Source organism: Chloracidobacterium sp. (genome assembly GCA_016716305.1).
Classification (GTDB): domain Bacteria; phylum Acidobacteriota; class Blastocatellia; order Pyrinomonadales; family Pyrinomonadaceae; genus OLB17.
The window spans coordinates 24119-50869 of sequence record JADJWP010000002.1; the positions used below are offsets into that span (position 1 = coordinate 24119).

The window sequence follows — 26751 nt, forward strand, 5'->3', positions numbered from 1 at the left end:
AATTTGGAGGAAAAATGATGGCAATTAATGGAAAGGCTTTGGGGATCTTCGCACTTACCGCGATATTTGCGGTTTCGGGATTTGCGCAGGCTGACGCTCTCAAGGATCTTGTGGACACACGGGCCGCAGCGGGCGAGACGGAACTCGAGAATCGCGGGTATGAACATCACCATACTGCAAAGACCGATGCGGGGAGCTGGAGTTATTGGTGGAACTCAAGCAAGAAGAAGTGCGTGATGGTTCTAACCGCCGATGGTCGTTACTCCAAGATCAAGGACGCCGAAAATGAAGACTGCGGAAAGAAATCCGGGATGAGCACAGGGACTAAGATCGCCATTGCTCTCGCGGCGGCGGCGGCGGTCGGTGGTACGGCCGCAATCATTCACAAGGCCCATGATCACGACGACGAGAAGCATTGGGACGATAACAATCACGAGGCAGAATACGAGCGCGGCTACCGTGACGGCCTGTACAGCACCACATATCACAACTGGAACAGCACAAAAGAATATTCTTCGGGCTATTCAGCCGGGGCCAGACAGCGAAACAACAATACTAACTATCGCTCCGGGTGGGGCGGTTATCATCCGCACGTGTACGTTAACGACCTTCAAGGTGATCGAGCCTCAGGAGCGGAGAACGCAATGCGAACTCGTGGTTTTCAGAATCGCAACACTTACAAGGTCGGAGACGCCAGCTACCAGGTTTGGTGGAATGGCAACACCCGCCAGTGTGTACAGGTTATCGTCTCTGACGGGCGTTATGAGAATGTCAGAGACATCGGATCTTCGCCATATTGTCGATAGATCCTTGGACGGCTATCGCCGATCAGCGGGGTGCGATAGCTGTCATTTTACCCAATTGGTGGGTCACAGATGAACAACAAGTTCGTAGCGTCGATCGTCGTATGCACGATCTATTTACTACTGATAATCGTTGGTCAAAAGCTACAGGTCGGCGCGGGCAATATCAGCCTGAACGACCTTGCCAGTAAGCAGATACTAATCGCTCCGGTTGTTGGACTGATCTTTCTCACAGTTGTCACCCTGGTCTCCGGATGGAGCCGAGAGATCGGGATCGTGCCGCCGCGAACCTTAAAGAGTGTGTCTCTTGCCTGGCTTCCGGCCCTTTTTATAGTTTGCTTCTTCCTTTTGGGAGCGGTGATCGGGTTTCCACCGGAGCAAACACTGCTGTTCATCGGGGTCAACACTCTTCTTGTCGGAATAACTGAAGAGATGGGATTCCGGGGGATCTTATTGAACGGGGCCGCATCAAGATTCCGGTTGCCTGCAGCAATTGCATTCGCTTCGGTCGCATTCGGTGCTGTTCACGCTCTGAACGGGTTTATCACGGAGGAGTTTCTTTTTTCAGCGGCACAGGCGGTTTCGGCTGCAATGGGAGCTGTGTTATTTACCGCACTATTGCTTCGTTCCGGCTCGATCATTCCGGGGATGATCGTCCATTGGTTATGGGATTTTGGCATCTTTGTTTTCACTGCGGGCCGGCCCGAGGACGCGAATGTAACTCCGGCATCAAGTGCTTTGCTTCTAATGGGCCCGCTTTTGTTCGATCTTCCGGGATTCCTTTATGGACTCTGGCTGCTGCGAGGGATCGGTAAAAGAACCAAGGAAGAAATGGTCGGGTGATGGCAACATTTCTCGGAGAATTTTAGAACTTTCAAGAGGATACTATGAAATTACGATTATTACTTTTGCTTTCCATCCTTGTTATCGGGATCGGCGAAGTTAAGGCCCAGGACACTCCGTCAGAACTGCGAACTCTAGTTGGGGCTCGGGCATCGAGCGGGGAAGCCACGCTTCAACGCTTGGGCTACAAGTTCGTTAAGACGACCGAGGGTGACGACCGGAAATGGTCAAACTGGTGGAAGTCTTCTTCGCGTACCTGCGTAACGGTAGCGACGGTCGAGGGGCGTTACGATTCGATCGTCACTGCTCCTGCCGCTGACTGCGAAAAGGGCGAAGATCCAGGTTCGGCCTCTGGAGGCGGCTCCGACGAGTTCGAGGACCTGGTCGGCGCACGTGCGTCGAGCGGCGAATCCGAACTCAAAAGTCGCGGTTTCAAGTTTGTCAAAGCCGTAAAGCAGGACGACCGATCATATTCGAATTGGTGGAAAGCATCCAGCAAGATCTGCTTGACGGTTGCTACGGTTGACGGCCGTTACGATTCGATCGTGAAGGGGCCTGAGGCTGATTGCAGAGCGGGCGGAGGGGCTTCGGCCGGCGGTTCCGAGCAGGTTGACCTTCGTGATCTGGTCGGTTCGAGGGCTGCCGGGGCGGAGACCGAAATGCAGTCCCGGGGATTCCGCAACGTGAAGGGCAGAAAGGCCGGTTCGACGAGCTATACATACTGGAAGAACGACGACACGGGCCAGTGTGTTCAGGTTGCGGTTCGAAATGGCCGCGTCAGTTCCATTCTTCGCAACAACGCGAATAACTGTAAATGACCTGATTGCGGGCTCGTGCTATATGTCCGGGCCCGCATACGAAGTCCCATGAATAGAGGCCTATATGTATAAACGGTTTGTCATATCTTTCATCGTTCTGGTCGTTTACCTCGCGATCATTATGGGCGGCGCAAAATTAGAAGTTGGCGACGGCACCATGGGGCAGGGGGAGATGATCAGCCGACATATCTCGACCAGCTTGGTTGTCGGACTTGTTTTCTTGCTTGCGGTAGTTGGCGTCTTTGGTTGGGCCCGTGATTCAGGGCTGAAGCCTGTTCGAAGCACGAAAAGCCTCGTGGTCCTATGGCTTCCCGCACTTTTGATTCTTGGCTTCTTTTCTGTTGGCTTGTTCCTCGGCTATCCGCCGCTCAAGGTGTTGATCTTCGTTGGGATAAACACGCTGATGGTCGGAATCTCGGAAGAGCTCGCGTTCCGAGGCATCTTCTTTAGCGGAGCCAGATCAGCGATGCGGCCTTGGCCCGCGATCGCTATTACTTCGGCGATTTTTGGCGCGGTGCATGTGCTGAATGGGATCACTACCGGCGACTGGGGAGCGGCCACTACGCAAGCTGTCGCGGCCGCGATGTCAGGAGTTTTGTTCATCGCCATTCTGATCAGAACAGGCTCGATCATTCCGGCAATGATCGTTCACTGGCTGTGGGATTTTGGCGTCTTTACGATCAGCACCCGGCATGGACATCCTGCCGCTCCGGTGGAGCCGACAGAACCTGGTCTTTTTCTTCTTTTTGCGCCAGTGCTGTTCGTTTTACCGAATTTTCTTGTCGGGCTTTGGTTTCTTCGCGGAGTTGGGGAGAGATCCAGCGAGGAATTACTGGACTAACGGTGAGAGCCCTGTAGTTCGATCTCGGAGAACTCGCCATGCACCGATTTCCGGCACATTTGAACAAGATTATGAAACACGATTATACCTTTACCGCGGTGTTGACTCTTGCATTCCTATCAGCTGCATGCGGTTCGCCGGCTACGATTAACAACGGCACGAACTCACCGAAGGCGGTCTCGGCTAACAGCGGCCGCGTGTCGGAATCCTTGATTACGACAAACTCAAATTCGGTGGCTGCTCAAAAGCCGTTTACCAAGACGTTTGAGCTCCACGGGATCAAGTTTGTCGTCGAGAGTCCCAATACGACGTCCGGAAATACCGTAAAGGTAACGCCCGCCGGCCTTGAAATATCGAATGATGTCCAGATGAAGGCTGTAAGCGGAGAGGTTTACGGTGCTGAGGTTGGCGACCTGAATGTCGATCAATCGCCCGAGATTTACATCTACGTACGCGACTTAGACGGAAAGAAAAAGACAAGCTTGATCGCATACTCAGCGAACAAGAAAAAATCGCTTAGCGAGATCAACCTACCGGCTGACGACCCGAACTCAAAAGAGCTAGTTGGGTTCAATGGCGGTGATGAATTTGCCGTCGTTGAGAGCTCGCTCGTGCGGAGGTTCTCGGTCTATGACGGTGCCACTAGCGAGGCTAATAAGACCGGGAAGACCCGTCAGATCCAGTATAAGTTGCGGGCTGGCGAAGCTTCCTGGCAGCTTGTTGTCGATAAGGTGACCGAGTTCTAGAGCGTGTTAGGGAGCGGACGCGAAGCAGTTCGAACTGTTAAGACTTGGAGCCCGGAAGCCGAGAAACGGCTCGATCCGGTGAGATCAATGGAGACGAATTTATGACATTTAGAAACTTATCAGTAGTACTTTTGGTCAGCACGATGTTGGCTATATCAACCTATGCACAAGACACGCCGTCAGATGTGAGAGATCTGATCGACGCACGAGCCTCGAGTGGCGAGACGCAGCTTCGCAACCGCGGATACCGAAAAGTGAAAAGCTCAAAGAGCGACGATCGTTCGTATTCGAACTGGTGGCGGTCTTCATCGCGGACCTGCGTCATCGTCTCGACCTACGACGGACGGTTCGAGTCGATAGGCACTGCACCGGCTGAAGACTGTAATCAGAACTTGCAATCCGGCGGAAACTGGGGTGGCGGAAGCTGGGGTGGCGGACAGGTAAATCCGCCGTCATGGGCTCGCGGTACGTGGTATGGAAGCGGCCCCGGCGGTGAGCAGATCACGCTGACCATAAGCAACAACGGAAGTGTGACTGCAAGTATCAATGGCGGTATAAGCAATGGAACGTTTTCCTCTGGAAATCTACTAAACATCGGCGGCGCGACCGCGCGCGTTACCCGACAGGGCAACGGCATCCTAACGACCCGAACCGACAACGGTGAACGGATCGCCTATACCAGATCAGGTTGGGGCGGCGACAATGCAGGAAACACCGGCGGTGGACAGATAAACCCGCCGAGTTGGGCACGCGGGACATTCTTCGGACGCGGCCCTCGGGGCGAAGATATCCGTCTGATCATAAATTCCGGTGGATCGGTTGAGGTCTACATCAATGGCCAGGCGTCCAACGGTACCTTTACCCGCGGAAACTACCTGAATCTCAATGGCGCAACCGCAAGCGTCACCCGGCAGGGCAACGGAATCCTTACGACCCGGACGGACACCGGCGAACGAATCTCCTATACCCGCGATCAGTGGGGCGGCAACAACAATCAAAGCGGAAACTGGGGCGGAAATAGTGGAAACGGTGTTGATGTAAGTGACCTTGTCGGCGCACGAGCGTCTTCAGGCCAATCCGAACTTCGCTCCCGCGGATTCCGAAACGTTGACACGTTCAAGACCGGAAACACCAGTTACACCATCTGGTGGAGACGCTCAAGCGGCCAGTGTATTCAAGTTGCTACCGCCGATGGACGATTTGATTCCGTGAGCGACATCGGTTCGCATCCGAAGTGTAATTAACAATTATGGGGCTTCTTCGAAGCATCGAAGCGGCCCCGATTTACGCGCAAAGAGTGGACGCTGCCCAGGCACGCTGTCTTCCGATCTGTTATCACGCAGAGTGGCCGATCAAACATAAACGAGGGATCGCTATGATTTCTGAAACTACTACATACTTGAGAAAGTGCATCGTACTCTTAATTCTCGCGGCATTTCTTTCGACCGGCGTTTCAGCTCAGTCTCGACTTTCAACGGACGAAAAACGGCTGACGAGAAACATAAAGGTTTCGACGATAAAGCGCATTACGACCGAACTCGCGTCTGACCGATTCGAAGGCCGCGGAACGCTCCAACGGGGCGGCGATATGTCCGCCAGCTGGATCGCAAGCCAGATGAAGGCCATGGGCCTGAAGCCGCTCGGCGATAACGGCACATATCTTCAATCGATGCCGTTTGTTGAAACAGTGTTTACCGACGAGACCGAGGTAAGCCTTAATGGCCAGAAATTGGTCTACGGAACGGACTGGAGCGCTCCTCTTCTCCTCGCGGATATGAGCGGCGAGAGCCAACTTATTTTTGTCGGCCACGGGTACGTCTCAGATGAGCTCGGCCGAAATGACCTTAAGGATGCAAATCTAAAGGGTAAGATCGTTGTGCTTATAGACGGTCCGCCGCGAAACTACACAGCAGAAAAATGGAAAGAGATAACGGATAAATCCTCTGCGGTTCCACTTTTGCTCCAGCGTGGGGCCGTCGGAGTGCTTCTCGTGGGCAATGGGCGCGAGCTCTACAAACACGACTTTATTGTTGACCAAACCGCTCGCCGCAATATCGCAACTCCTGAGAAAGCAAAAGAACGGTTTCCTTTGTCGGTGATGTTCCTTGGCGATGCGGCCGGAGCGAAGCTCTTTGCAGGTTCGGGGATGACGATCGGTGAAGCGATGGATGACGCATCAGACCTTGAGTTTCAACCGATGGAACTGAAGCCGAACCTGAAAGTGCATCTGCGGTCAAAGCAGACAGAGGCTAATTCTCACAACGTTGTGGGATTCATCGAAGGCTCTGATCCCGTCCTCAAGAGCGAAGCCGTGGTCTTCACAGCTCACTATGACGGATTCGGGCTGCTAAACGGCAAGATCTATAACGGAGCAGCAGACAACGCGATCGGCAACGGCGAGATGTTGGCCGTCGCAGAGGCATTCTCTAAGATGAAGGTCAAACCAAAACGCTCACTGGTATTCGTGTCGACAACTTCGGAGGAATATGGGCTTCTGGGCGGATACTACTTCGCTAAAAATCCAAAGTGGGAAATTACGAAGATCGCCGCAAACCTGAACCTGGACGGCATCGGCACCGAGATAATGGGTCCAATTAAGAACATGGTTGGGTTTGGTGCTGATTACTCCACGCTTGGGGCCATATTCAATGAGGTCGCCCGCTCATACAACATCACCCCGATGGAAGATCCGATTCCCGAACAAGGTGTATTCGGCCGATCCGATCATTATCCCTTTGTAACGCGCGGTATACCCGCATTGATGCTCGTAGGTTCGCCCGAAGCGACAAAGGAAGGATTTGTTCGCCGATTCAACGAGTTCGAGGAAACCAAATACCACCAACCGACCGATGACGTTTACAAAGATTGGTATTGGCCCGGAGCTAAGACCGTTGCGGACATGATGGGCATACTGGGGTATCGCGTCGCGCAGGCCACTGCCCCTCCGACGTGGATTACCGGAAACAAGTACTCAGGTCTGAAGCGCGGTGACTCGCTCCCTGAAGATAACTAGATCCTCCCACGGCCATTGTGGCCAGGGCGGGTGGTTTCGCGCTAACGAAGTCAAACCGTAAATCGGTTGTTTCCAAAGCTAAGAGATCGGATCGTCATTCGGTAAATTGCAGCCGTCAATAATGAGGTTATCAGCAAGATCACAACGGCTTTTGACAACGACTTGGTTACTACCGGTCGGGTTGATATTAGGGGGCCTTTCAGGAATCTGGCATCGGCTGATGAAAAATTGGAGCCGGGCGCGTCGGACAGAACTGCGGCCCGAGAGCTTGTATGAGCAACTTAGGGCTTTGCTTGCAGGCAAGAAGTGGGAGTAGAACCTCTCGGCAAATTTGAGAGCATATTGGAAGCGGAGCTGCCATTTTCAGACGTTGCTGGCCGGTTCGCAGGGCCGCTTGAATTGGAAAAAAAAAGGAGCTTAGAGCAGAGATGAAATTCATAAGACCATTCCTTGGGTGTACCTTGATCATGTTCGTCGGACTCTGTTTTTTCGTCACTAGTGCTGCAGCCCAGAAAAAGGACGCAAAAGAGCGTGCCGAGGCCGCAAAGACCGCTGGCGATGCGACCAAGGTACTCAACGAATTAATGACGATACCCGCCAAGTCGATACCACAAAGCCTTTTGAAGAAAGCTAAGGCAATCGCCGTCTTCCCCGGGGTTATCAAAGCGGCCTTCATAGTCGGCGGACGAGGTGGAAAGGGATTGATCTCCCGTCGGGTGAAGGGCGGTTGGAGCGCTCCCGCACTGTTCAAGCTCGGTGGCGGGAGTGTTGGGTTTCAGATCGGCGGGTCATCCACGGACGTCGTGATGCTATTCATGACGGACGACAGTCTGAAGAATTTGCTCGAGGATAGATTTGAGATCGGCGGTGAAGCCGCGGCCGCAGCGGGCCCAGTAGGCCGCACGGTTCGGGCGACAACGGACGCGCAGTTACAGGCCGAGATCCTTTCGTACTCGCGAAGTAAAGGAGTATTCGCGGGAGTCTCGATCTCTGGCGCAGTGATCAGTCCGGACAACGATGCAAATCAAATTCTTTATTCGTTAGACGCCACGGAACTTCTGACTGGAGAAAACAAAGTTGCGTTCAATTCGATTCCAGCCGAGACGGCCGGGTTCCATAAAGCTATTACCCGGCATGCAAAGACGGTGCGCTGAATGAGACGAGCGCGAGCAGGAGACTGGAAACCTGAAGAGTTTTCAAACGCGGTTAGGTGCCTGCTCCGATTTTAGAGCGGTCGCAGTCGGGCGGGTAATGCGGGGACTCTTCGGCAGTGTCAAACCGACGGACCGCCGGCGATCATCGTTTCGATTTTGCCGAACACCGATAGGGTGACAGCGGCATGACCTGGAAGAAACTTTAGCGTGAGTGCTGGAGACCTCTAACCGCTCGGCCTTTGTTGTTCGGCTCCCGTTTGTCCTTTAGAGACGCCAATGCAGAATACATCGTGGGTCAAAGTCGTCGGAAATGACCGCCCTGGCCGAATAGGTACGTCCGCGAAGATGAGAGAGCCCTTGCACGTTCTTCTTGCTACTGACCACGGCAAAGGCGGAATAATTAGGCCAATCCAAAAGGGTAACGGACGGGAGCTCTTGAGGTGGTAATCGCATAATTGGTTTTGAACATGTCGTCCAACAGAGCGCCTTCAAATGCGGGTCACGATGCCGCGGCCGGCAAAAACTGTCTCAACTGCGAAACGGCCATCGACGGGGAGTTCTGTAAGGTTTGCGGTCAAGCGTCTTCTGCCGAACGATACTCTTTAAGTTCGTTAGCTCAAGAGGTCTATATTCAGCTTCGAAAGATCGAGGCGGCAAAAACTGCCCGGACTGTTTGGGCGTTAACGGTTTCTCCCGGACAGTTCGTTCGTGATTATCTTGCCGGCAAAAGGGTCGCGTACATCAATCCTGTTAGGTATTTCTTCTACGCTTTCTTCATTGAAGTAACGGTAAAACTCGCGGCTGTTTCAGTTGTGCCTGAAAATCCCCTCGTTGTGCAGGCTCAGGGAGGAATAACGATCGAACTCATGAACTTCGGACTGACGATCGTCTGGGGTCTACTTTGGTCCGTGCTCTATTACAAAGCAGACTTAAACTTGATCGAATATGTAATTTCCGCGATATTTTTTGTTGCCCAAACATTTATACTTTCCGCAGCGCTGTTGCTAGTCATGCTCCCGTTTGCGGTTGCCCTGCCTTCTCCTGCCGTTATACACGCCTCGATCGACCTCGCGGTCTATTTCGCCTATTCGTGCATCTTTGCCTACACCCTATTCAACGTCCGCTGGCCCATACTAATCCTCAAACAGATCTTGGTGGCGGTAATTTTTGTCGCGATCATCTGGATACTCTTTTCGAAGGGATACTACCGCGCTTCGAAGCCAGTTTCCGGACCCCTGACTGAACAGGCCGGTCCGCGAACGCTACCGCCCGTTCGCTAGTGGCAATTTGTCCGCCGGACGCTTCTGTCGCAGCCTCGCGTCAGCCGTATTAGCATGGTCAGGAAACGACCTCCGCACATGCTTTATTTGTTGGCGGCCCCCGCGTCGCCAACATCCCACCCAACTCGCTAACGGACATGAAGAGGCTAAATCTCTTTTGCAGATTACAGAGTGTGGGTAAGCGGTTACCACGTTTGGGATAGAAGGATGTTCAACGAGGGCTCACAGAAAGTATGGAATGATTTTGAACTCGCTTCCTGGTGGTCGCAGAAACAATGAGCAAAGCACATTTTTCGAAACACCATACGCTCCCCTGGACTCCAACATGCCAAAAGTTGGCCGTTGCTGCACCCTATGCATTTATCGATGTGAGAAACCGACTGCTGATCTGGTCGCCCGTTGAATGATCGGACTTATGATGCGACAAAAATTCCGACTCTGCTAGTTCAATCCATCCCTCGGTTTCGCTCAGTAGATATTTCTTGATTTTATTCCATAGGGTTAATACTTGTTCATGCGGTACCCATCGACCATGTGGTACAGGTAAAATCACCGGGTTCGTATGGTGCATCCGAACGGAAATCTCTCCGTGACCATTAGAATCTGCGTGCTTGGTACCGTCTCAGTGATATGCGAGCGAGTCAGGGCTCGAAGCATTGTAGCTTCGCAGGACCCTCAGTCGTCGAAACCGCTGTATTTGAACCGAACTTCGCGCTTCGCGGGAAAATGCGGTGCAATCCGGGCAAAATCCAAGCACACGCACGCATATAACAACCAAATCCTCTCGCCATATGCTTGTGCCTGTCGCTCTCGTTAAAACGCGTAAACAACGTGAAAAACGCTCATATCTATCCCACGGTCACTCGCCTTTTCAATCACCTTTTGACATGATCTTTCAGGTTATCGCAAATCGCCAGAAGATTCCTTGAGTCGCAGAGAGATCAATAAAACAAGGTGTTCGATAATACACAAGATAGGTCATGATAATCGAGGAATATAAAGGTACGCCGGCTTTCAACCATTGGGTCCTAGGTTCGAGTCCTGGTCGGATCACCATTTTGATTTTCCGTCCATTAATGGTGTCCTTTTGGGGACACCATTTGTTGTTTTCACCCGCGTTGAGCTAACTTATGCAAATCGCCAAGAATGTTCAGACGTGTTGCGATCATGGATGCTGAGATGTGTTTGATGACTCTCAAAGGCGATTACTGCGATGATCTAGGTTAATTTCACAATTTATGCGCATTTTGGGCCAACAAAAATATTGGTTTCGTATACCGAACCTATAATCCTGTTTGCTGTTCGTTAACTGGATCTTTTACTGTTCCATAGGTTTGAATTTGTAACGGTCTCGAGTCGTATGCTGGCAAATTCCCGTGAAATCTGACGTCAATCGATGTCGGGCAATACCAAATAGTGAAATATCAGTTCCTTTAGTGATTTTACACGTGGGTTGGAAACGCCATTGCCGGATCGTGCGACAATCAATTTGTCGTCGTATCGGTTGGGACCGCAATCGAGATTCGCGTTTGGGTCGCCTGAATCGAGTTTGTGTTTTTCGGTGCTGGATCAGTATGTTTGTGATTTCGTGACGATCAATTTGTCGAATGATCACTACTGAGTTTCTTAGCAAGTGATTTCACAACTTGAATCGAACCGAGTAACGTCCGAGCTTTCGGTGTCTCTCATATTGCTGTTTCGAGGATTCGAATTGCTTTCTGCGTCCTCGATTTCAAGGCGTATTGGCTACTTATGCAAGTATCGAAACCTAAACTGTCAGTCGTGATCGCATCGTGTGTTGGCGCACCATATATCGATAGATGCCTTAGATCGCTTGAGAAACAGATAGCGACAGACGACATCGAGTGCATACTTATCGATCGGGCGGGAGCAGACCTGGCTGACCGGATCGAATCAGAATACAGGTGGTTGAAGGTGTTTCGCAGGCCGCCCGGCGAAAGCGTCCCTGACCTGAGACGATATGGTATCTCTCAAGCCCAAGCCAACTTTGTTGCGATCATAGAAGAGCATTGTGTTGCGCAAGAGGACTGGATCGAGACCATAATGAAGTCGATCGAGGGGAATCCGGCTGCGATCGGCGGAATCGTTGCAGACGCAGATTACGAAAGGCTGACAGATTGGGCCGTTTATTTTACTGAGTACAATTCGTATATGCCTCCCGGCATAAGTGGTGAAACGAATGACGTTTGTGTTGCGAACTGCGTTTACCGTCGGGACCTTCTCTTGAAGTATCTTCCGACAACAGGAAGCGGGTACTGGGAAGCTAGTTTGAATAAGACACTTCTCGATTCGGGCGAGCGGTTTCTTACCGAACCCCGTCTAGTTGTGTCACGTACAGTGCCTTCTGGACTTTCGTATTACCTTCACCAACGATATTTATTCAGCAGGGCGTTTGCCGGAGTTCGTCGTGATCATGTGTCGCTTTTGTTCAAGCTGTTTTATGTCTTCCTGGCACCTATTCTCATGCCGCTTCTTTGGGCACGCATAGCTTCGCGTGTGCTCGCGAGTAAACGCAACGTGGGTAAGTTTGTCGCGATAACGCCTTTAATGGTGCCAATAATGGCGACCTATGTTTTCGGTGAGTGCGTTGGTTTTTTATTGGGTCCTGGTGATAGTTTGAAAAAGATCGAGTAAAAAAGTGAAATCTCAATTGCAAGAAGTTAAACCATCCGGGCCAGTACTGTCTATTGTTGTGGCAATAATCGAGGGCGGTCGACATGCAACTGAATCCTGCCTTGAAGTTCTGAGCAGGGACGCGGAGGATCTCGAGATCGAGTGTATTGTCCCTTACGACGCGAGACTCGAAGATGTGAGCGAACTAGCCGCGAAATTCCCATTTGTCAATTTTGTTGATTCGCGCGATCACGTTGACGCAACGGAATACGGTTCAAATAGTCGCGAACATCACGATATTCTACGAGCGATCGGGCTTCGGCTTGCGACAGCTCCAATAGTTGCACTAATCGAGGATCATGCTGCACCGGCGGCCGGTTGGTGTAACGCTGTAATTGTCGCGCATCGCGACTCCAAAGCATCCGCGATAGGTGGCGCCGTAGAAAATGGCGTCGATCGCCTCCTCAACTGGGCAGTATATTATTGCGACTTCGGACGATATGAAAATCCAGTTCCATTGGACGCGGTTGAATTCGTAAGCGATAGTAACGTGTCATATAAACGTGATGCACTCATGGCCGTTAGAGAGCAATGGCACAGTGCTTTTCACGAAACATCTGTGAATTGGGAGATACGGCGCCAGGGCGGCGAGTTGAGGCTTGATCCGAATATGGTGGTGTTTCAAAAGAGAAGCAACCTGCGTTTCGTTCCAGCTTTGAAAGAACGAATCGTTTGGGGGCGTTCATTTGCTGGGACGCGGGCTAGCGAAATTTCTAGTCTAAAACGGATGGTATTCACCTGCCTTACCTTTGCATTGCCTTTCGTTCTCACTTCAAGAATCGTATTTAGAGGAATTCAGAAAAATCGACATACAAAGAAGATCGTGTTTTCTTTGCCTTTGATCTTTGTCCTACAGATCTTCTGGTCGATCGGAGAATTCGTCGGGTACGTAACTGGTCGTGCAGACACCGGTCGCAGCAGGCCCCGATCGCTTGATGTAAATAGCCGTATGAACGATTAGGTCGATAGGATTTTGTCAAGATCACTCTTCGGAAATTTCCTTTCTCTTGCTGGGGCAGAGGCATTCACTAAGGTGATCACCTTTGTCGCATTCGCCTATCTTGCACGTATATTTGGACCTGTTGGATTCGGATATATCGAATGGGCAGGTACGGTACTTATGTGCACCAGTCTTATTGTCGATCAGGGCTTTAGCGCTTACGGTGCCCGAGAGATCGCCAAATTTCCCGACCAGACACCTCGGCTGGTGAGGGAGATCGTAACGGCCCGTGTTCTTCTTGCAGGATTAGGATATTCGATAATCGTTATCTTCGCGTTGTTCTTTGTACGCGACGAAAGCACAAAGAATCTGCTTTTGGTTTATGGGCTTAGTCTTTGGACCTTGCCATTTCTACTTCAGTGGGTATTTCAGGGCCAGGATCGAATGGGAATCGTAGCCGTAACGCAACTTGTCCGTCAATCGATCTTTGTCACTGCCGTGTTTTTACTCGTGAGCGAAGTGAACGATCTGGTGTGGGTTGGAATTGCTGAGCTCGTAGGCGTTGGTTCAGCTGCAATGGTGAGCATTTATTCGTATATCAGGTACTCAACGAAGAGTGTGAAACTTCGGCCGGCCTTTTCAATGAGACTCTTCCGCGAAGGTACTCCGATCGGTTTAAGTCAGTTATTTTGGGTCGTGAAAATGTGGGGAGCCACCTTCATTATTGGCTTGGTCGCGACAGCTGAGGATACGGGATATTTTGCAGCAGCAATGAGGATATACATCGCCCTACACACCTTCGTATGGCTTTACTTCTTCAATATGCTTCCGTCTTTGTCACGTGCATGGGAGCTCGGGCCCGTTCAAATGGCAGCAATGCTACGAAAGTCGATCAAGATTGTCGCGCTCTTAAGTCTATTGGTAGGTGTAATTTGGATCGCGACCGCACCGTTTGTAATGACAACTGTGTACGGTCCAGACTTTTCGCCGGGGGCAGAAGCACTCAGCTGGCTAGGAGGCGCGTGCATCGCTGCGGCGTATAGCGGGCATTTCAGGTACGGATTAATTGCCGCAGGTTATCAGAGTAGAGAAATGCTCGCAATGGGTCTTGGTACCTTAATCGCCTTAATACTCATCCCTATCGGTTATTTTTATGCGGGAATCAGCGGGTCTGCGGCAGCGCTGTTTTTTGTTGAGTGTATCGTGTTATTCCTTTCGTGGCTGATTGCCAAACGAACGATCTTAAGACGGTTAGGGAATAGCTTAAGTAGTACCAAGACTTCGCTTAAAAGTGCTTTGGGCATCGTATATTGAAAGACGTGAAATCCATTACATCGGCCTCGAGTCATAACCTGTTTCATAGGCTTCTCCGAATCGCATGTTGGACGGCCGCATTGGGTAGCCTTGTATTTGCTTTTTTATCGCCGCAGTATCGAGACGGCGAAGGATTTTTCAGAGGGAATGTGTGTTTCCCGATTGCCCTTGCAATTGCCCTCTTCTTGGTAGGATATGGATCATCGAAATCATGGAAGGAGACCGCCTTCTGGCTGGCATTAATACTAGTTGGGCAGGCAGCTGCAGTGCAATTAATCGATGCGGGTCAGGTGATCAGGTACCCACATTATCGGCCTTTCATGACATTGATTTCAGCTTCGCCGTGGTTCGTATCGGTGATTGCTCTTCAGGCGATTTTCGTATTGATCGGATTACGCGGTCGATTCAATAAAATCAAATCGTGGGTCTCCGGCAATTTTAATTCTTGGCAGTTTGCCGGATTAGTCTTTTGTTTCTTCGTCACAAGTGCCACGGTATCGCGAGACACCGGCCTTTATATTCAAGAAATCCCACTTGCTGGGTTCATTCAGTTTATAAATTTGATCAATATCGTGATTGCGGTATGGGCGATTCCTGAACCCGTCGTACTTCTTTGGCGCACTCGAATGGAGCGATTGTCAAGATCAGCCTCGCGCGGCAAGTGGAAATTTGATCCCGTCGCTATCGCAGCCGCAATTTTTGCAGCCATATTGGCTGGCGTTTTGAGCTTTTTTGTCTACGAACGTCATCCACACCTAGGTGATGAAGTAGCATATCTGTACCAAGCGCGCTATTTGGCATCGGGTATGCTTTCTATGCCTGTCCCTGTACCGCTGGAGGCGTTCAACTTGGATCTGTTCGATTTCGACACCCAGAGATGGTATGCGACTCCGCCGGTTGGCTGGCCTTTGGTGCTTTCATTCGGTGTGATTCTGAACGCAGACTGGGTGGTTAATCCGGTTTTATCAGGTATGTGCGTTTTGCTTACGTTTTTGCTGGTACATGAATTGTATGACCGACAAACGGCGAGATTGACTGTGTCGCTCTTGGCTCTATCACCATGGCACGCATTTGTTGGGATGAGCTATATGACTCACATGTCGGCATTGGCTTTTGCGCTACTTGCTGCAGTTGCAGTCGTTTGGTCGGGGAAAAATCGCAGTACGTTCTTGGCGTTGGTAGGCGGAATGGCGACCGGTATGGTTGGGATGATTCGTCCCCTAGAAGGGGCGATAATGGGTTTTTTACTTGGACTATGGGTAATCGGTATTGGTCGCAAGCGCTTGAAATTAACAGGAATTCTTGCCTGGATACTAGGTATCAGTTTTATTGCAGTAGCGATTTTTTATTACAATCATCTGCTGACCGGAGACCCAACAAAATTTCCAATAATGGTTTGGGCCGACAAGTACATGGGTGTGAACAGCAATGCATTCGGTTTTGGGCCTGAACGCGGAAGCGGGTGGCCAATCGATCCTTATCCAGGACATAGTCCGCTTGACGCAATAATCAACTCTAACCTGAACATTACTGCGATCAACGCCGAACTTTTCGGTTGGAGTACTGGCTCACTGATCTTAATATTGCTGTTCTGCTTTTGGCTAAAATTTCGCGGAGCAGATTGGCAGATGGCGATTATGCTTGCAGCGGTTTACATAACGCATTTCTTTTATTGGTTCAGCGGCGGTCCTGATTTCGCCGCACGGTACTGGTTTCTGATGGTTGTTCCCTGTGTGGTTCTTTCAGTGAGGGGGGTACAGGAGTTGAGCGCGAGGCTCGATCGCAACCAGCGTACGGCGGGGATCTTGAATCTTAGGGCACTCGCGGCTGCGATTTTCTTGAGCCTGATATCGATTATTGGCTTTACTGCGTGGCGGTCGATCGACAAGTATCACCATTATCTTAAAATGCGTCCGGATGTGCGTCACCTCGCCAGTGAATACAGATTTGGCAAGAGCTTGATTCTCATCCGCGGTGAGCAGTTCCCTGATTTTGCATCTGCGGCCATATATAACCCAATTGATCTACAAGCAGAGGTTCCGATCTATGCGTGGGATGAAAATCCGAATTTACGTCTCAGAATTCTGCAGGCTTTTAGAGATCGACCCGTATGGATCGTGAATGGGCCTTCACTGACAAATGGGGGTTTCCAAGTCGTTGAAGGGCCATTGTCGGTTGACGTAGTTTTGCAGCGAAAGTAGCCGACTCAAGTTGTCTTAATTCAAGTATTACAATGAATCGATGAAATCAGTCGCAGGAGAATTCATTATAGATCGGCTGCGAACCGATACCAAAAACTCGCAATTTCGTAGACTGACCTACTTATTATTGCTTCTTATCCTTTGCATCGCGATTGTTGGGATAGCCTTACCAGCCGGCTTGGGCTGGGACTTTGCAAACTTCTATGATACCGGACGGCGTGCGGCATCTTGGCAAATATCTGATTTGTACAAGCCGGAAAGTCTTATCGATGGTGAGATGCCTCAGGGCAAGCTTTCATTCTGGGGTGCGCCGATTTCTGCCTTGTTTTATATGCCCTTAGGCCTTTTTTCGGCAGAATTGGCCTTGGTTCTCTTTAAGATTCAGAACACGCTCGCATGTTTTGCCGCATTATACCTGACTTATTTGCAGAATCGTCGATACCTTGGGTCCAAAATAACGACAGATTGGCGCTTTGCAGCCTTGTTTGCAGGAATAGTGTTGATATTTCAGCCGATTTGGTCAATTTACCGAATTGGTGGGCAAACGACCCCTACGGTCTTCCTACTGTTTTCGATCGCCTTGCATTATTACATGCGAGAGAAATTTCGACTTTCGTCAATATGTATCGCTTTGGCATTATTGATTAAACCGGGATTTGTATTTGTTCTTTTGCCACTCGGCCTAGTTTCCGGTTGGAAATTTCTTAGGGAAATCCTGCTTATTTTTACGGTAATCGGACTGTTTTCGTTCTTTCTCTTGGGTTGGAACGTGCACTATGAGTTCCTGAAAGTCATGATGCTCGGCTCAGTCAAAGCGTTTTCTTGGCAGTATAACAGTTCACTCTACGTAATGGTTGAGAATTTACGATTTTTGCCCGTTGACCAGGTCAATCCTGAAATAATCGGAGCGCTTCTATTGCTCGTTAAACTTTCGGTGGTTGTTTTATTCGGCCTCTTGTTTTGGACGAGTCGAACTGAACACTGGACAACGGCATCCCGAAGTCGATTCAATTTCTTGATGTCCATTACATTTTGTCTTATGATTTCGCAAACGGTTTGGGAGCACTATCTAATTATTCTCTTTCCGCTTCTCGCCTATATAGTCGCAAATCACACTAGCTTCAGTTTAGGCGCGCGGATACTAGTTGCGATCGCTATCGTAATGTCATTTGGCCAGAACATCGTTTTTGTGAATTTTCTCGAAGCCCAAGTCAGTTTCGATACGATTCCGGAGTTGGTCTTAATTGGGCTATTGAAGAGTTGTCCTTTGTGGCTTATATTCACTTTCTTACTAAAATACCGAGTCGAATTCTTCCGGAGTTTTGTTCATCCAAAATAGTCGTAACTGACAAAAAGGAGTTAAATTGGCTGTGAAAACACGTGAGACGGAAATTCACTTTCGCGAAAGCCGGAGTCAACTCAAGAACATCGTAAAAGTGGTGCTTTTTTCTGGTGGAAGAGGATCGCGGGTATTGTCCAAGGAGTTGATCAATCACCCGCAAGTTAGACTCACACTTGCCGTGAATGGATACGATGACGGAGCGTCTACTGGCGAGATTCGAAGGTATTTAGGAGATTGTCTTGGACCTTCAGACTTTCGCAAAAATGCCTCACGAATGGCTCGCGAGCTTAGGTCGTGCCAAACTGAGCTAATTGACATCCTCGATTTCCGACTGCCGGTTGGTTGTTCGAATAGTGAGGGTTTAGCGACAGTGCAAATGTTATCGGGGCGCAACTTTGAACCCACTACTGACTGGCAAACGAAACTCCTGGAATACTCTGCCAAACTTGAATCTGGAAGACAGTCGCTTTTATTCACCAAGTTGGCTCGATTCGAAAAAGAACTCGGACGGGGAAGTCGTGTCTTTTCTTTTTCGGACTGCGCTCTCGGGAACATCGTCTTCGCTGGGTCTTTCCTAGAAATGGGCCGAAGTTTTAACGATGCAATCGATGATTATTGTTCATTGTTGGGTTTGCCTCTAGGGCTAATTGAAAACGTCACCAGTGGCGAAAACGCATGTCTGGTTGCCTTAAATCGAGATAACAAGCTTCTCGCAACCGAGGCCGACATAGTAAGTTCCGCCAAGCGCAATTTCATCAAGGATATATTCCTGTTCGATCGAGTCTTGACTTCGGAAGAAGAAGCATGGGCGGCGACCGCTACAAATGAAGAAATCCGGAGATTAATTACACAACGCACAAAGGTTCCGTCCGTCAACCCGCGTCTCATTGATCGGGTTTCAGAGGCGGATTTAATAATTTACTCGCCGGGCACGCAGCACTCAAGTCTTTTTCCATCATACTTGACTCCTGGTTTGGGCGAAGCAATCGCAAATAACCTGACGGCAGTAAAGCTTCTAATTACCAATTTGCAGGAAGACGCCGAAATTCCCGACAGTAGTGCTGTCGATATTATAGAAAGGGCCGTCTTTTATCTTAAGGCTCGGAACACTAGACCGATCCCCACTCCTTGCTTGATTACACATTACCTTCTAAACGACCATCGCCAAACGAAAGAAGAAAAACCTTATGTACCGCTTGGACGACTGGAAAGTCTCGAAGACCCGCGACTGGTTCGTATCGGCAATTATGAAGAGGGCACGACAGGCACGCACGATGCTGCGAAGATCGTGTTGCCGTTTATCAAGTCGATCCTAAACCGTGAAGAGAGCCAGAATATCGCGGTCTGGTTGCTTGAATGTGATTCACTAGACAAGATCGCCCAGACCTTACTTGAAGCGGTTCGTGGGGGCTTAGACGGGCTACCGTTTTCGACCACCTTTTTTTATTCCTTCACGGAATCATTAGACAGTACATTTACCAGCCTGCTACCGTTTGATGTCCGTAATGTAAAGACTGACGGAAAGTCGGAAACAGACGCGTTTCGGAAGTCATTGATAGAGAACGAATTCGATTATGTCCTTCTGTTTGATTCCTCAGGGATGTACAAGGGGGAAGAGGTCGTAAATTTGATCTCATCGCTTACAAATCCAAGGTTCGATGCCGTATGGGGAAGCCGTCGATTATCCGTCAAAGATATCGTCGAATCATACAAGTTCCGGTATCGGGACAAGTTTCTGCTTGGAACTGTCAGTTTTGTAGGTAGCCATTTGCTCAGTTTGGCGTATTTATTTCGTTATGGGCGTTATATGTCAGACACGCTTTCAGCGGTCAGGGTCGTTAGAGCCTCTTATCTGCTTGATGAGAAACTCGAAATTGACGCGCCGAACTTCAACCAGAAGTTGCTTTGCTCGCTTTTGGAGGACAGAGCTGAATTATTGGAAACGCCGGTACGGTTTTTCCCGCTCTCACCGGATAAAGTGAAGCGAACGACTGTCTTGGACGGTCTCCTGTCCCTAATTACTGTCTTTACGAGCGTTTTCAGGTTTAAGCGCAGTGCACTGAGAACGGAAGAATTGCTTGGATCGGTTTTTCCGAGTCGGAGATACCCTGCGGCAGCGGAACGATTGATCGCAAAAAGAAAGAGCCAACCGAAGGAGATTATTTGATAGTGAAAGATAGCTCGTAAGAGATTAGGTTGAGGGCGTATACAAGATCGAATTATCTTGAGCTATGGAATTCGAATTAGTCATATTCGATCTAGATGGTGTTTTGGTAGATTCGTCGTCATGCCACGCACATGCTTTCAATGACCTGTGGTCACTCCTAGAATTGACAGGACCTAGTTACGAATCCATTGCAGGTCGCAGCACAATAGAGGTGATAGAGCAAGCGACGATCGAAAAAGAACCTAAACCGGAGCAAATTGCGGAATGGGTTGCATTCAAACAGCAGCGAGCCCGCGAATACATGGTGAACAGGGAAATCGCCTTTGAGGATAGCGAGAAATGCATAAGGTTCCTGCATGAAATAGGTCAACGACTTGCGCTTGGTACTGGTGCGTCCCGTGAGACCGCACAGATGGTGCTCCGACGGTTTGGATGGGAGACGGCGTTTTCGACCATTGTCACTGGTGAAGATGTAGTTAACGGTAAACCCGCACCGGAAATATTTCTAAAGATAATGGATCGCATGAATATTTTACCGATTCGCACGCTAATAGTTGAAGACAGCAGATCAGGGCTTTCAGCCGCGCTCGCATCAAACGCATTTTCAGCAATTGTTAGAAGCGGGATACAGATCCAGAACGAACGATTTATTGGCAGTTTCCCCGACATTGAATCAATGCTTAGATCTATAAAAGAGGTACTCTAATGGGTCGAGTGTTGATCATTCCAGCTGCGGGGTTAGGCTCGCGTCTCCAATCTGATGTGCCTAAAGTGCTATTTCCCGTAAATGGTCGGCCGATGATTGATTACCTAATCGACCTCTATGCGCCGTTTGTCGATCGCATTGTGTTGGTGATAAATCCGAGTCATTCCGCAATTATCGACGCTTATTGCGAAATGTATGACCGTCCTTTTGATATCGCCATACAAGTGTCACCGACAGGTATGCTCGATGCTATCTTGATGGCACGGAATTGTGTGGAGAAAAATTTGCATCATGATCGAGATCAAGTTTGGATAACATGGTGCGATCAGATTGCTGTGAACCCAAATACGGTGAAAAAATTGGCCGTACTTGCCGAAAGATGCGATGGCGTTATAATGCCCACGGTCATTAGGAGTCAGCCGTACATTCATTGGGTTCGTAATCAGAGTAGTATGATAATTGATTTGCTTCAGCAACGCGAAGGCGATGAAATGCCGAAGATTGGTGAAGGAGATGTCGGATTGTTTGCCATGACACGGCGAACGTACCTTGAACTACTCCCGGAATTTGCGGCTAGATCGGGAGTTGGAAAAAAGACAAGTGAGAGTAACTTTTTGCCGTTTGTCCCATGGGTAGCGAGTAGGGTCGAGGTTGTGACTTTCCCAGTTCAGAACGAGATTGAGTCTATTGGTATAAATACGCGGGACGAGCTTTCTCTGGTTGAAGACTATTTGAATGGAATTACCCAAACTATCGATCATCGTTCCAGCCTATAACGAAGAGAGATTCATTCGGCAATTACTTGAAAAGGTAATTGCTGTTGATTTGTCGCAGTTCAATTTGGACAAGGAGGTTATTGTTGTCGATGACTGTTCTAAAGACGGCACGGGAGAAATTATCGGAGCGTTTCCGGGAGTTCGTTTGATTAAGCATAAACGCAACACCGGAAAGGGGGGGGCAGTCAGAACCGGCATTAATGCAGCTACTGGTCTTTATTTGATAATTCAAGATGCCGATCTTGAATACGATCCTGCCGATTATCAGAAAATGGTCGCCGCATTGCTGAGAAATCAAACGGCTGCAGTTTATGGGAGCCGGTACTACAAATATCCTGGATACAGTCGCATAGTTAATTTGCTGACCGGTAAACACAAGCGCCAGTCGTGGCTGGCCTATCTCGGTGGACAAAGCTTGAGTTTCGCTGCTTGTATTTGCACCGGACACTACTTGAGCGATACGGTGACGGCACTCAAGCTATTTAGGCGCGAGGTTATCGTGTCTCTGGATTTGCAATCTAACGGTTTCGAACTCGATCACGAAATAACCGCTAAGGTTTTTGCACTTGGCGGGCAGATTGAGGAAATCCCGATTAGCTATTTTCCGCGGAGCAAGCGTGACGGTAAGAAAATCGGCCTCAAGGACTGGTTTATTGCTATCAAGACTTTTTATCGTTATCGCAATGGATAGGTACCACAAATTCAAAGTCATTTGCTGGTATAACACAGATCTGAATTTAACGACGCTATGACCGACAAAGAGTCGAATCTGCAAGGCGATAATGAGCACGTTCGCGCAATTCTGCATGACCGAACCTTGACAATTCGATTGTTCTTGGTCTGCTGGATCGTTTTTTCGCTTCACTTCGCTACGAATACTGTTCGAGAAATATATCCGGCGTTGAGTCTTGGTGACAGTTTGAGCTTCGATGTTTCAGAGTATGCGGGGCTTCATCCGGACATCTTTGAAATGCCCGGACGGGGAACTTTCATTAACAATAATCCCGGAGCATCGATCTTGGGTTCGATACCGTACGTATTGTTTAGACCGCTAACGGATCTGATAGTCGAACGAGTTGAAAGAACTCGAAGGGCTAATCCGGAGTCACAGCCGATCAAATTCGATACGATCTACCCGCTCTCGCAAGAGTTCCTCAGAAAATCCAGAGAAAAGGGCTTAGATGTGAAATTTGGGCTAGCCGCCGGAATCATGCAAGTCTTTGCGATGGCACCGTTGTCTGCGTTAGGCGCGGTCGTTATGTTCTGGGTTTTATTTTCCGTATCGAACAATCGAAGAGCGTCGCTTTTGTTTGCGTTTCTTTATGCGTTCGCAACTCCTGTGCTTTTCCGGACAGCTCAGTTGAACCAGAATATGCTTGTTGCAAATTTTGCCTTATTTGCATTCGCATTGCTTTGGCGGCCGTGGAGTACGAAGGCGTCCGCAAACCGACCGTTTTACTTCCTTGCGGGGCTTTGCAGCGGATGGACAGTTGTGCTCGACTACAGTGGCCTGGTTGTCGTTTTAGCAATGAGCGCGTATGCGTTTTCAAAATGGCTCGCAGTTCGAAGCGAAGACCGAACGGTTCAAGATCTGCTACGGTTTGCCGCGGGTGTCGGAATTTGCGCGGTTCTGATGATGGTGTATCAATGGGTGTGCTTTGGAAATCCGATCCTTCCTGCCCAAAGCTATATGCCGCCTGCGAATTTTACCGAACTCGGTTATCGAGGATTCTCCTTCCCGCAGATCGATCTTTTCTTTGAAACCATGTTCGGATTTCGTTACGGGTTGTTTACGTCCGCGCCGATACTGATCTTGGCATTTCTATTCCCGGTTTGGCTGCGGAAATCGACCCGTTTTCTTGAAAATCAAGAAATTGTGTTCATTTGCGCGTTTACAATGTTGTTCTTTACGTTTTGTGCTGCCAATCAATACGGGCGCATGCAGTTCAATACGGGTGTTCGCCACATTGTTCCCGTGGTACCGTTTGTTTTCCTATTGACTGCGAACGTACTTTTTGTTTTGCCTCGAATCGTCTCGGCTTTGATTGGAATAGTGGCGACATATTGGTCGTGGTGCCTCGCTATGTACCGCGATGTTGAGCAGGGACTTGGCGTATTCGAATCGGTTAGACACGTAACTCTCGAAGGCTTCCGTTTTCCATGGCTAACGACGCTGGAAAAAATGGGCTTTGTCCAAGATGCTTCGGCGATTCCGTTGCTCTTTCTTTGTGGTGTAATGATTTGGGCGATTTTGTCGGTCGGCCATGGTCGGTCGAAACAAGAATTTAGTTAATTAAATGTCAAGGTTTTCGAGTATTACGCGTTTGGCGATCGTAATTGTGGGCGTAGGTACATTGTGTACAGCCGCTTTCGTCGCAAGCGACGGCTTTATCAAGTACTTACTTGGAATCGAGACAAAGGACCTCGGGTGGGGCCCAACACTGTTTCGCGTACTTTTGGCGTTTCACGGGATATTATTGGTTTGTGTAGGTATCGGGTGGAGTCGACTAACAAGACTGAGCAATGTTGAGACTTCCGAGTTTTCTGCGAAATGCGATTCCCGGATTTCGGTTTCGACTTGGACGATTCTGATTATTCTCAGTGTGATAGGTCTTATTTTGCGGCTTTGGAACCTCAATTCTGACCTTTGGATCGATGAGGTCTTTACGCTTATCGATATCGTTCGGTTGCCGTTTGGCGAAATTGTGACTAGTTTTGCAAGCCAGAATCAACACATGTTGTTCTCCATACTGGCCTGGGGATCGACGCTGTTGTTCGGCGAAAGTCCGTGGTCGTTTCGTTTACCTTCGGTTTTGTTCGGAGTCGGAAGTATTTGGGCTTTGTTTTTTCTTTGCCATCGACTTCTGGGTATTCGAGAAGCACTTTTCGCAAGTGCGTTAATGACGTTTTCTTATCACCACATTTGGTTTTCGCAAAACGCTCGCGGTTACATGGGGCTTCTATTCTTCACACTTTTGGCAACGTGGTTTTGGTTCGAAGCTCTGGAGAAAAGCGAATGGAGTTGGTGGTTGGCGTACGCCATGGCGATCGTTCTCGGAATGTGGATTCATATGACCATGGCGTTTGTGGTAGCCGCGCACGGGCTTCAGTATCTGCTTGCATTGTTGTTTCCACGGCTGGTGGGAAATGATTCCCTAATTGAGAGACGGGCCGGGATAAGGCCGATCGCGGCATGGTTTTTAAGCGTATCTTGTACGCTGCAGCTGTACGCCCTTTCGCTGCCGGAGTTTTTGAGCGTCGGGCTCCACGAAGAATCGAAAAATTCCGAATGGACGAACCCGATCTGGGTCGTAACCGAGAGTATTCAAGGTCTGAGCATTGGTTTTGCGGGAGTTTCGGTGGTGATCTTAGGCGGAGCATTCGTAGCGTTTGGCTGGTTGGCCCTTCTACGCAAAAACGCTCGACTGGCGATTCTAACGATCTTACCTGCAATATTGGCCGGGGTGACAATGCTTGCACTTGGACACAATCTCTGGCCACGATTCTTTTTCTTCTCGATGGGTTTCGGAATAATGATCGTTGTTCACGGTGCAATGTTGCTGCCGGAAGCGATCTCCGAAAGAGTGCAAATTCTTCGTAATCACCCCAAATTAGCTCATTCGGCAGGAGTCGCGTTAGTTTCATTATTGATAATTGCATCTTTGGTCACGATTCCCCGAAATTATGCATTGCCAAAGCAGGATTTTTCAGGTGCCAGGGATTATGTAGAGTCTCAACGGCTGCCAGGCGAAAATGTTGTTGCGGTAGGTCTTGCTGACGTAATGTATCCAAAGTACTTTGCTCCGGGATGGGCTGCCGTCAAGACAGGGGATGAACTCGAGATGATCGACCGGAGCGATCAAAAAATTTGGCTTGTTTACACTATTCCGATCGAGATCAAAGCATTTCGTCCTGACCTTTGGACAGTCATTCAACGAGATTACGATGTAGTAAAGGTCTTCCCTGGTACTCTCAACGGCGGAGAGATTTATGTTTGCCGTAAACGTGATGTGAACCCAAGCGAAAACGGAACTAGCAAACAATTATGACAATCCGACCGAGACAGAAGTTTAGTAGCAAGAAGCGATTCAGCAAACAGACATCGGCATCGTCAAAATGATCAATATAGGCCAAATAAAGAATTTCACCGTGGTGATTCCGGCATTTAATGAAGGACTGGCCGTGCGGGAGAGTGTTCTCGAACTTCGTGAGCTCTTCGCCGGTTCCAATGTCACGCCTGAGATCATCGTCGTCGATGACGGCTCGAAAGACAATACTGCACATGAAGCCAAAGCAGCCGGCGCACGTGTAATTCAACATCGGAGCAATCGTGGATACGGAGCATCGTTGAAAACGGGGATTATTGCTGCCTCTAACGACATTATCGCGATCACCGATGCCGATGGGACGTACCCGGCTAAGTACTTGCCGGACATGCTGCTTGAACTGGAACACAACGATATGGTTGTTGGTTCTCGAACCGGGACCGATGTAAACATTCCGCTTATCCGACGGCCTGCGAAATGGGTTCTTCGGGTTCTGGCAAATTACGTGTCTAATACAAAGATCCCCGACCTGAACAGTGGATTGCGTATTTTTCGGCGCGATGTAGCTATGCAGTATTTTCCGATTTTGTCGGATCAGTTCAGCTTTACGACCACAATAACCCTTGCTTTACTTTGTGATAAGTATGCGGTCACGTACATGCCGATCGATTATCGGAAGCGCCAAGGAAAATCTAAGATCGTACCCTGGGATGCTGGAAGTTTCGCGATCTTGATCTTGCGCGTTGCGATGCTCTTCAGGCCGCTTCGCGTTTTCGTTCCAATTGCGGTTTTATGCGTTGCCTACGGTGTCGTTAAAACCACCGTGGATATGCTGAATGACCCGAACATTTCGGCTTCCGCAATTCTCGCGTTTGTGAGCGCTTTAATAATGATCTTCACCGGCATGCTCGGCGACGCTGTGGCGACCAGACTCGGCAGATTTAACCAATATTCGGCGATGGGTGTGAGGCCCAAAGAATATGTTGAGGTTCAGGAGGACATTTTTGCAGATCCAAACGATTTAACAACCGATTTGCAGAATTGAGAAAGTTTCACGTAAAAGATGT

The 26751-nt window shown here is 49.4% G+C and carries 21 protein-coding genes; all 21 read left to right on the top strand.

Translation table 11 applies throughout. The features are described from left to right. The first annotated feature begins 17 nt into the window (after positions 1 to 17). The 21 genes from IPM28_02025 to IPM28_02125 all read left to right on the top strand — a co-directional run bounded on the left by IPM28_02025 (position 18) and on the right by IPM28_02125 (position 26729). Complete coding sequence (locus IPM28_02025) at positions 18 to 806, top strand: hypothetical protein (GenBank protein ID MBK9171767.1); 789 nt, start codon at positions 18 to 20, stop codon at positions 804 to 806. 69 nt (positions 807 to 875) lie between these two features. Next, on the top strand, positions 876 to 1646 hold the full coding sequence (locus IPM28_02030) for a CPBP family intramembrane metalloprotease (protein ID MBK9171768.1): 771 nt from the start codon (positions 876 to 878) through the stop codon (positions 1644 to 1646). A gap of 44 nt (positions 1647 to 1690) precedes the next feature. Continuing rightward, positions 1691 to 2464, top strand: coding sequence for a hypothetical protein (locus tag IPM28_02035; protein MBK9171769.1), 774 nt, complete (start codon positions 1691 to 1693; stop codon positions 2462 to 2464). A gap of 64 nt (positions 2465 to 2528) precedes the next feature. Then, entirely contained in the window at positions 2529 to 3305 is a 777-nt protein-coding gene (locus IPM28_02040) for a CPBP family intramembrane metalloprotease (GenBank protein MBK9171770.1), read from the top strand. Positions 3306 to 3376: 71 nt separating this feature from the next. Further along, positions 3377 to 4051, top strand: coding sequence for a hypothetical protein (locus tag IPM28_02045; protein MBK9171771.1), 675 nt, complete (start codon positions 3377 to 3379; stop codon positions 4049 to 4051). Positions 4052 to 4152: 101 nt separating this feature from the next. Next, entirely contained in the window at positions 4153 to 5295 is a 1143-nt protein-coding gene (locus tag IPM28_02050) for a hypothetical protein (protein MBK9171772.1), read from the top strand. 131 nt (positions 5296 to 5426) lie between these two features. After that, positions 5427 to 7064, top strand: a complete 1638-nt coding sequence (locus IPM28_02055; GenBank protein ID MBK9171773.1) for a M28 family peptidase — start codon at positions 5427 to 5429, stop codon at positions 7062 to 7064. A gap of 428 nt (positions 7065 to 7492) precedes the next feature. Further along, positions 7493 to 8218: a lipid-binding SYLF domain-containing protein gene (locus tag IPM28_02060; protein MBK9171774.1), complete on the top strand. Its 726-nt coding sequence runs from the start codon at positions 7493 to 7495 to the stop codon at positions 8216 to 8218. A 467-nt stretch (positions 8219 to 8685) separates the two neighbouring features. Then, the gene (locus IPM28_02065) at positions 8686 to 9498 is read left to right on the top strand and encodes a DUF3667 domain-containing protein (protein ID MBK9171775.1); all 813 of its coding nucleotides are present in this window, start codon (positions 8686 to 8688) and stop codon (positions 9496 to 9498) included. A 1752-nt stretch (positions 9499 to 11250) separates the two neighbouring features. Beyond that, entirely contained in the window at positions 11251 to 12153 is a 903-nt protein-coding gene (locus IPM28_02070; GenBank protein MBK9171776.1) for a glycosyltransferase, read from the top strand. Positions 12154 to 12211: 58 nt separating this feature from the next. Further along, positions 12212 to 13153 (top strand): hypothetical protein, encoded by a 942-nt coding sequence (locus IPM28_02075; protein ID MBK9171777.1) that lies wholly within the window; start codon positions 12212 to 12214, stop codon positions 13151 to 13153. A gap of 12 nt (positions 13154 to 13165) precedes the next feature. Continuing rightward, positions 13166 to 14446 (top strand): oligosaccharide flippase family protein, encoded by a 1281-nt coding sequence (locus IPM28_02080; protein MBK9171778.1) that lies wholly within the window; start codon positions 13166 to 13168, stop codon positions 14444 to 14446. A gap of 80 nt (positions 14447 to 14526) precedes the next feature. Beyond that, entirely contained in the window at positions 14527 to 16647 is a 2121-nt protein-coding gene (locus IPM28_02085) for a hypothetical protein (GenBank protein ID MBK9171779.1), read from the top strand. 40 nt (positions 16648 to 16687) lie between these two features. Continuing rightward, on the top strand, positions 16688 to 17986 hold the full coding sequence (locus tag IPM28_02090; GenBank protein ID MBK9171780.1) for a DUF2029 domain-containing protein: 1299 nt from the start codon (positions 16688 to 16690) through the stop codon (positions 17984 to 17986). Positions 17987 to 18017: 31 nt separating this feature from the next. Then, entirely contained in the window at positions 18018 to 20156 is a 2139-nt protein-coding gene (locus IPM28_02095) for a YvcK family protein (GenBank protein ID MBK9171781.1), read from the top strand. A 64-nt stretch (positions 20157 to 20220) separates the two neighbouring features. Continuing rightward, a complete protein-coding gene (locus tag IPM28_02100) occupies positions 20221 to 20862 on the top strand; it encodes an HAD family phosphatase (protein MBK9171782.1) in 642 nt (213 codons plus the stop codon). Then, positions 20862 to 21638: an NTP transferase domain-containing protein gene (locus tag IPM28_02105; protein MBK9171783.1), complete on the top strand. Its 777-nt coding sequence runs from the start codon at positions 20862 to 20864 to the stop codon at positions 21636 to 21638. Before IPM28_02100 ends, IPM28_02105 begins: the two co-directional genes overlap by 1 nt. After that, complete coding sequence (locus IPM28_02110; GenBank protein ID MBK9171784.1) at positions 21598 to 22329, top strand: glycosyltransferase family 2 protein; 732 nt, start codon at positions 21598 to 21600, stop codon at positions 22327 to 22329. The genes IPM28_02105 and IPM28_02110 overlap by 41 nt, the downstream gene beginning before the upstream one ends. A 57-nt stretch (positions 22330 to 22386) precedes the next feature. Then, a complete protein-coding gene (locus tag IPM28_02115) occupies positions 22387 to 23931 on the top strand; it encodes a hypothetical protein (GenBank protein ID MBK9171785.1) in 1545 nt (514 codons plus the stop codon). A 4-nt stretch (positions 23932 to 23935) separates the two neighbouring features. Continuing rightward, entirely contained in the window at positions 23936 to 25687 is a 1752-nt protein-coding gene (locus IPM28_02120; GenBank protein ID MBK9171786.1) for a glycosyltransferase family 39 protein, read from the top strand. A gap of 67 nt (positions 25688 to 25754) precedes the next feature. Further along, entirely contained in the window at positions 25755 to 26729 is a 975-nt protein-coding gene (locus IPM28_02125; protein MBK9171787.1) for a glycosyltransferase family 2 protein, read from the top strand. The last annotated feature ends 22 nt before the right edge of the window (positions 26730 to 26751 follow it).

Excerpts from the sequence above, each read along its gene's own strand:
- IPM28_02070 (MBK9171776.1), top strand. The coding sequence starts at position 11,251 with ATGCAAGTATCGAAACCTAAACTGTCAGTCGTGATCGCATCGTGTGTT.
- IPM28_02050 (MBK9171772.1), top strand. The coding sequence starts at position 4,153 with ATGACATTTAGAAACTTATCAGTAGTACTTTTGGTCAGCACGATGTTG.
- IPM28_02040 (MBK9171770.1), top strand. The coding sequence starts at position 2,529 with ATGTATAAACGGTTTGTCATATCTTTCATCGTTCTGGTCGTTTACCTC.
- IPM28_02055 (MBK9171773.1), top strand. The coding sequence starts at position 5,427 with ATGATTTCTGAAACTACTACATACTTGAGAAAGTGCATCGTACTCTTA.
- IPM28_02065 (MBK9171775.1), top strand. The coding sequence starts at position 8,686 with ATGTCGTCCAACAGAGCGCCTTCAAATGCGGGTCACGATGCCGCGGCC.
- IPM28_02125 (MBK9171787.1), top strand. The coding sequence starts at position 25,755 with ATGATCAATATAGGCCAAATAAAGAATTTCACCGTGGTGATTCCGGCA.
- IPM28_02025 (MBK9171767.1), top strand. The coding sequence starts at position 18 with ATGGCAATTAATGGAAAGGCTTTGGGGATCTTCGCACTTACCGCGATA.
- IPM28_02035 (MBK9171769.1), top strand. The coding sequence starts at position 1,691 with ATGAAATTACGATTATTACTTTTGCTTTCCATCCTTGTTATCGGGATC.
- IPM28_02105 (MBK9171783.1), top strand. The coding sequence starts at position 20,862 with ATGGGTCGAGTGTTGATCATTCCAGCTGCGGGGTTAGGCTCGCGTCTC.
- IPM28_02045 (MBK9171771.1), top strand. The coding sequence starts at position 3,377 with ATGAAACACGATTATACCTTTACCGCGGTGTTGACTCTTGCATTCCTA.
- IPM28_02090 (MBK9171780.1), top strand. The coding sequence starts at position 16,688 with ATGAAATCAGTCGCAGGAGAATTCATTATAGATCGGCTGCGAACCGAT.
- IPM28_02030 (MBK9171768.1), top strand. The coding sequence starts at position 876 with ATGAACAACAAGTTCGTAGCGTCGATCGTCGTATGCACGATCTATTTA.
- IPM28_02060 (MBK9171774.1), top strand. The coding sequence starts at position 7,493 with ATGAAATTCATAAGACCATTCCTTGGGTGTACCTTGATCATGTTCGTC.
- IPM28_02115 (MBK9171785.1), top strand. The coding sequence starts at position 22,387 with ATGACCGACAAAGAGTCGAATCTGCAAGGCGATAATGAGCACGTTCGC.
- IPM28_02110 (MBK9171784.1), top strand. The coding sequence starts at position 21,598 with ATGGAATTACCCAAACTATCGATCATCGTTCCAGCCTATAACGAAGAG.
- IPM28_02120 (MBK9171786.1), top strand. The coding sequence starts at position 23,936 with ATGTCAAGGTTTTCGAGTATTACGCGTTTGGCGATCGTAATTGTGGGC.
- IPM28_02100 (MBK9171782.1), top strand. The coding sequence starts at position 20,221 with ATGGAATTCGAATTAGTCATATTCGATCTAGATGGTGTTTTGGTAGAT.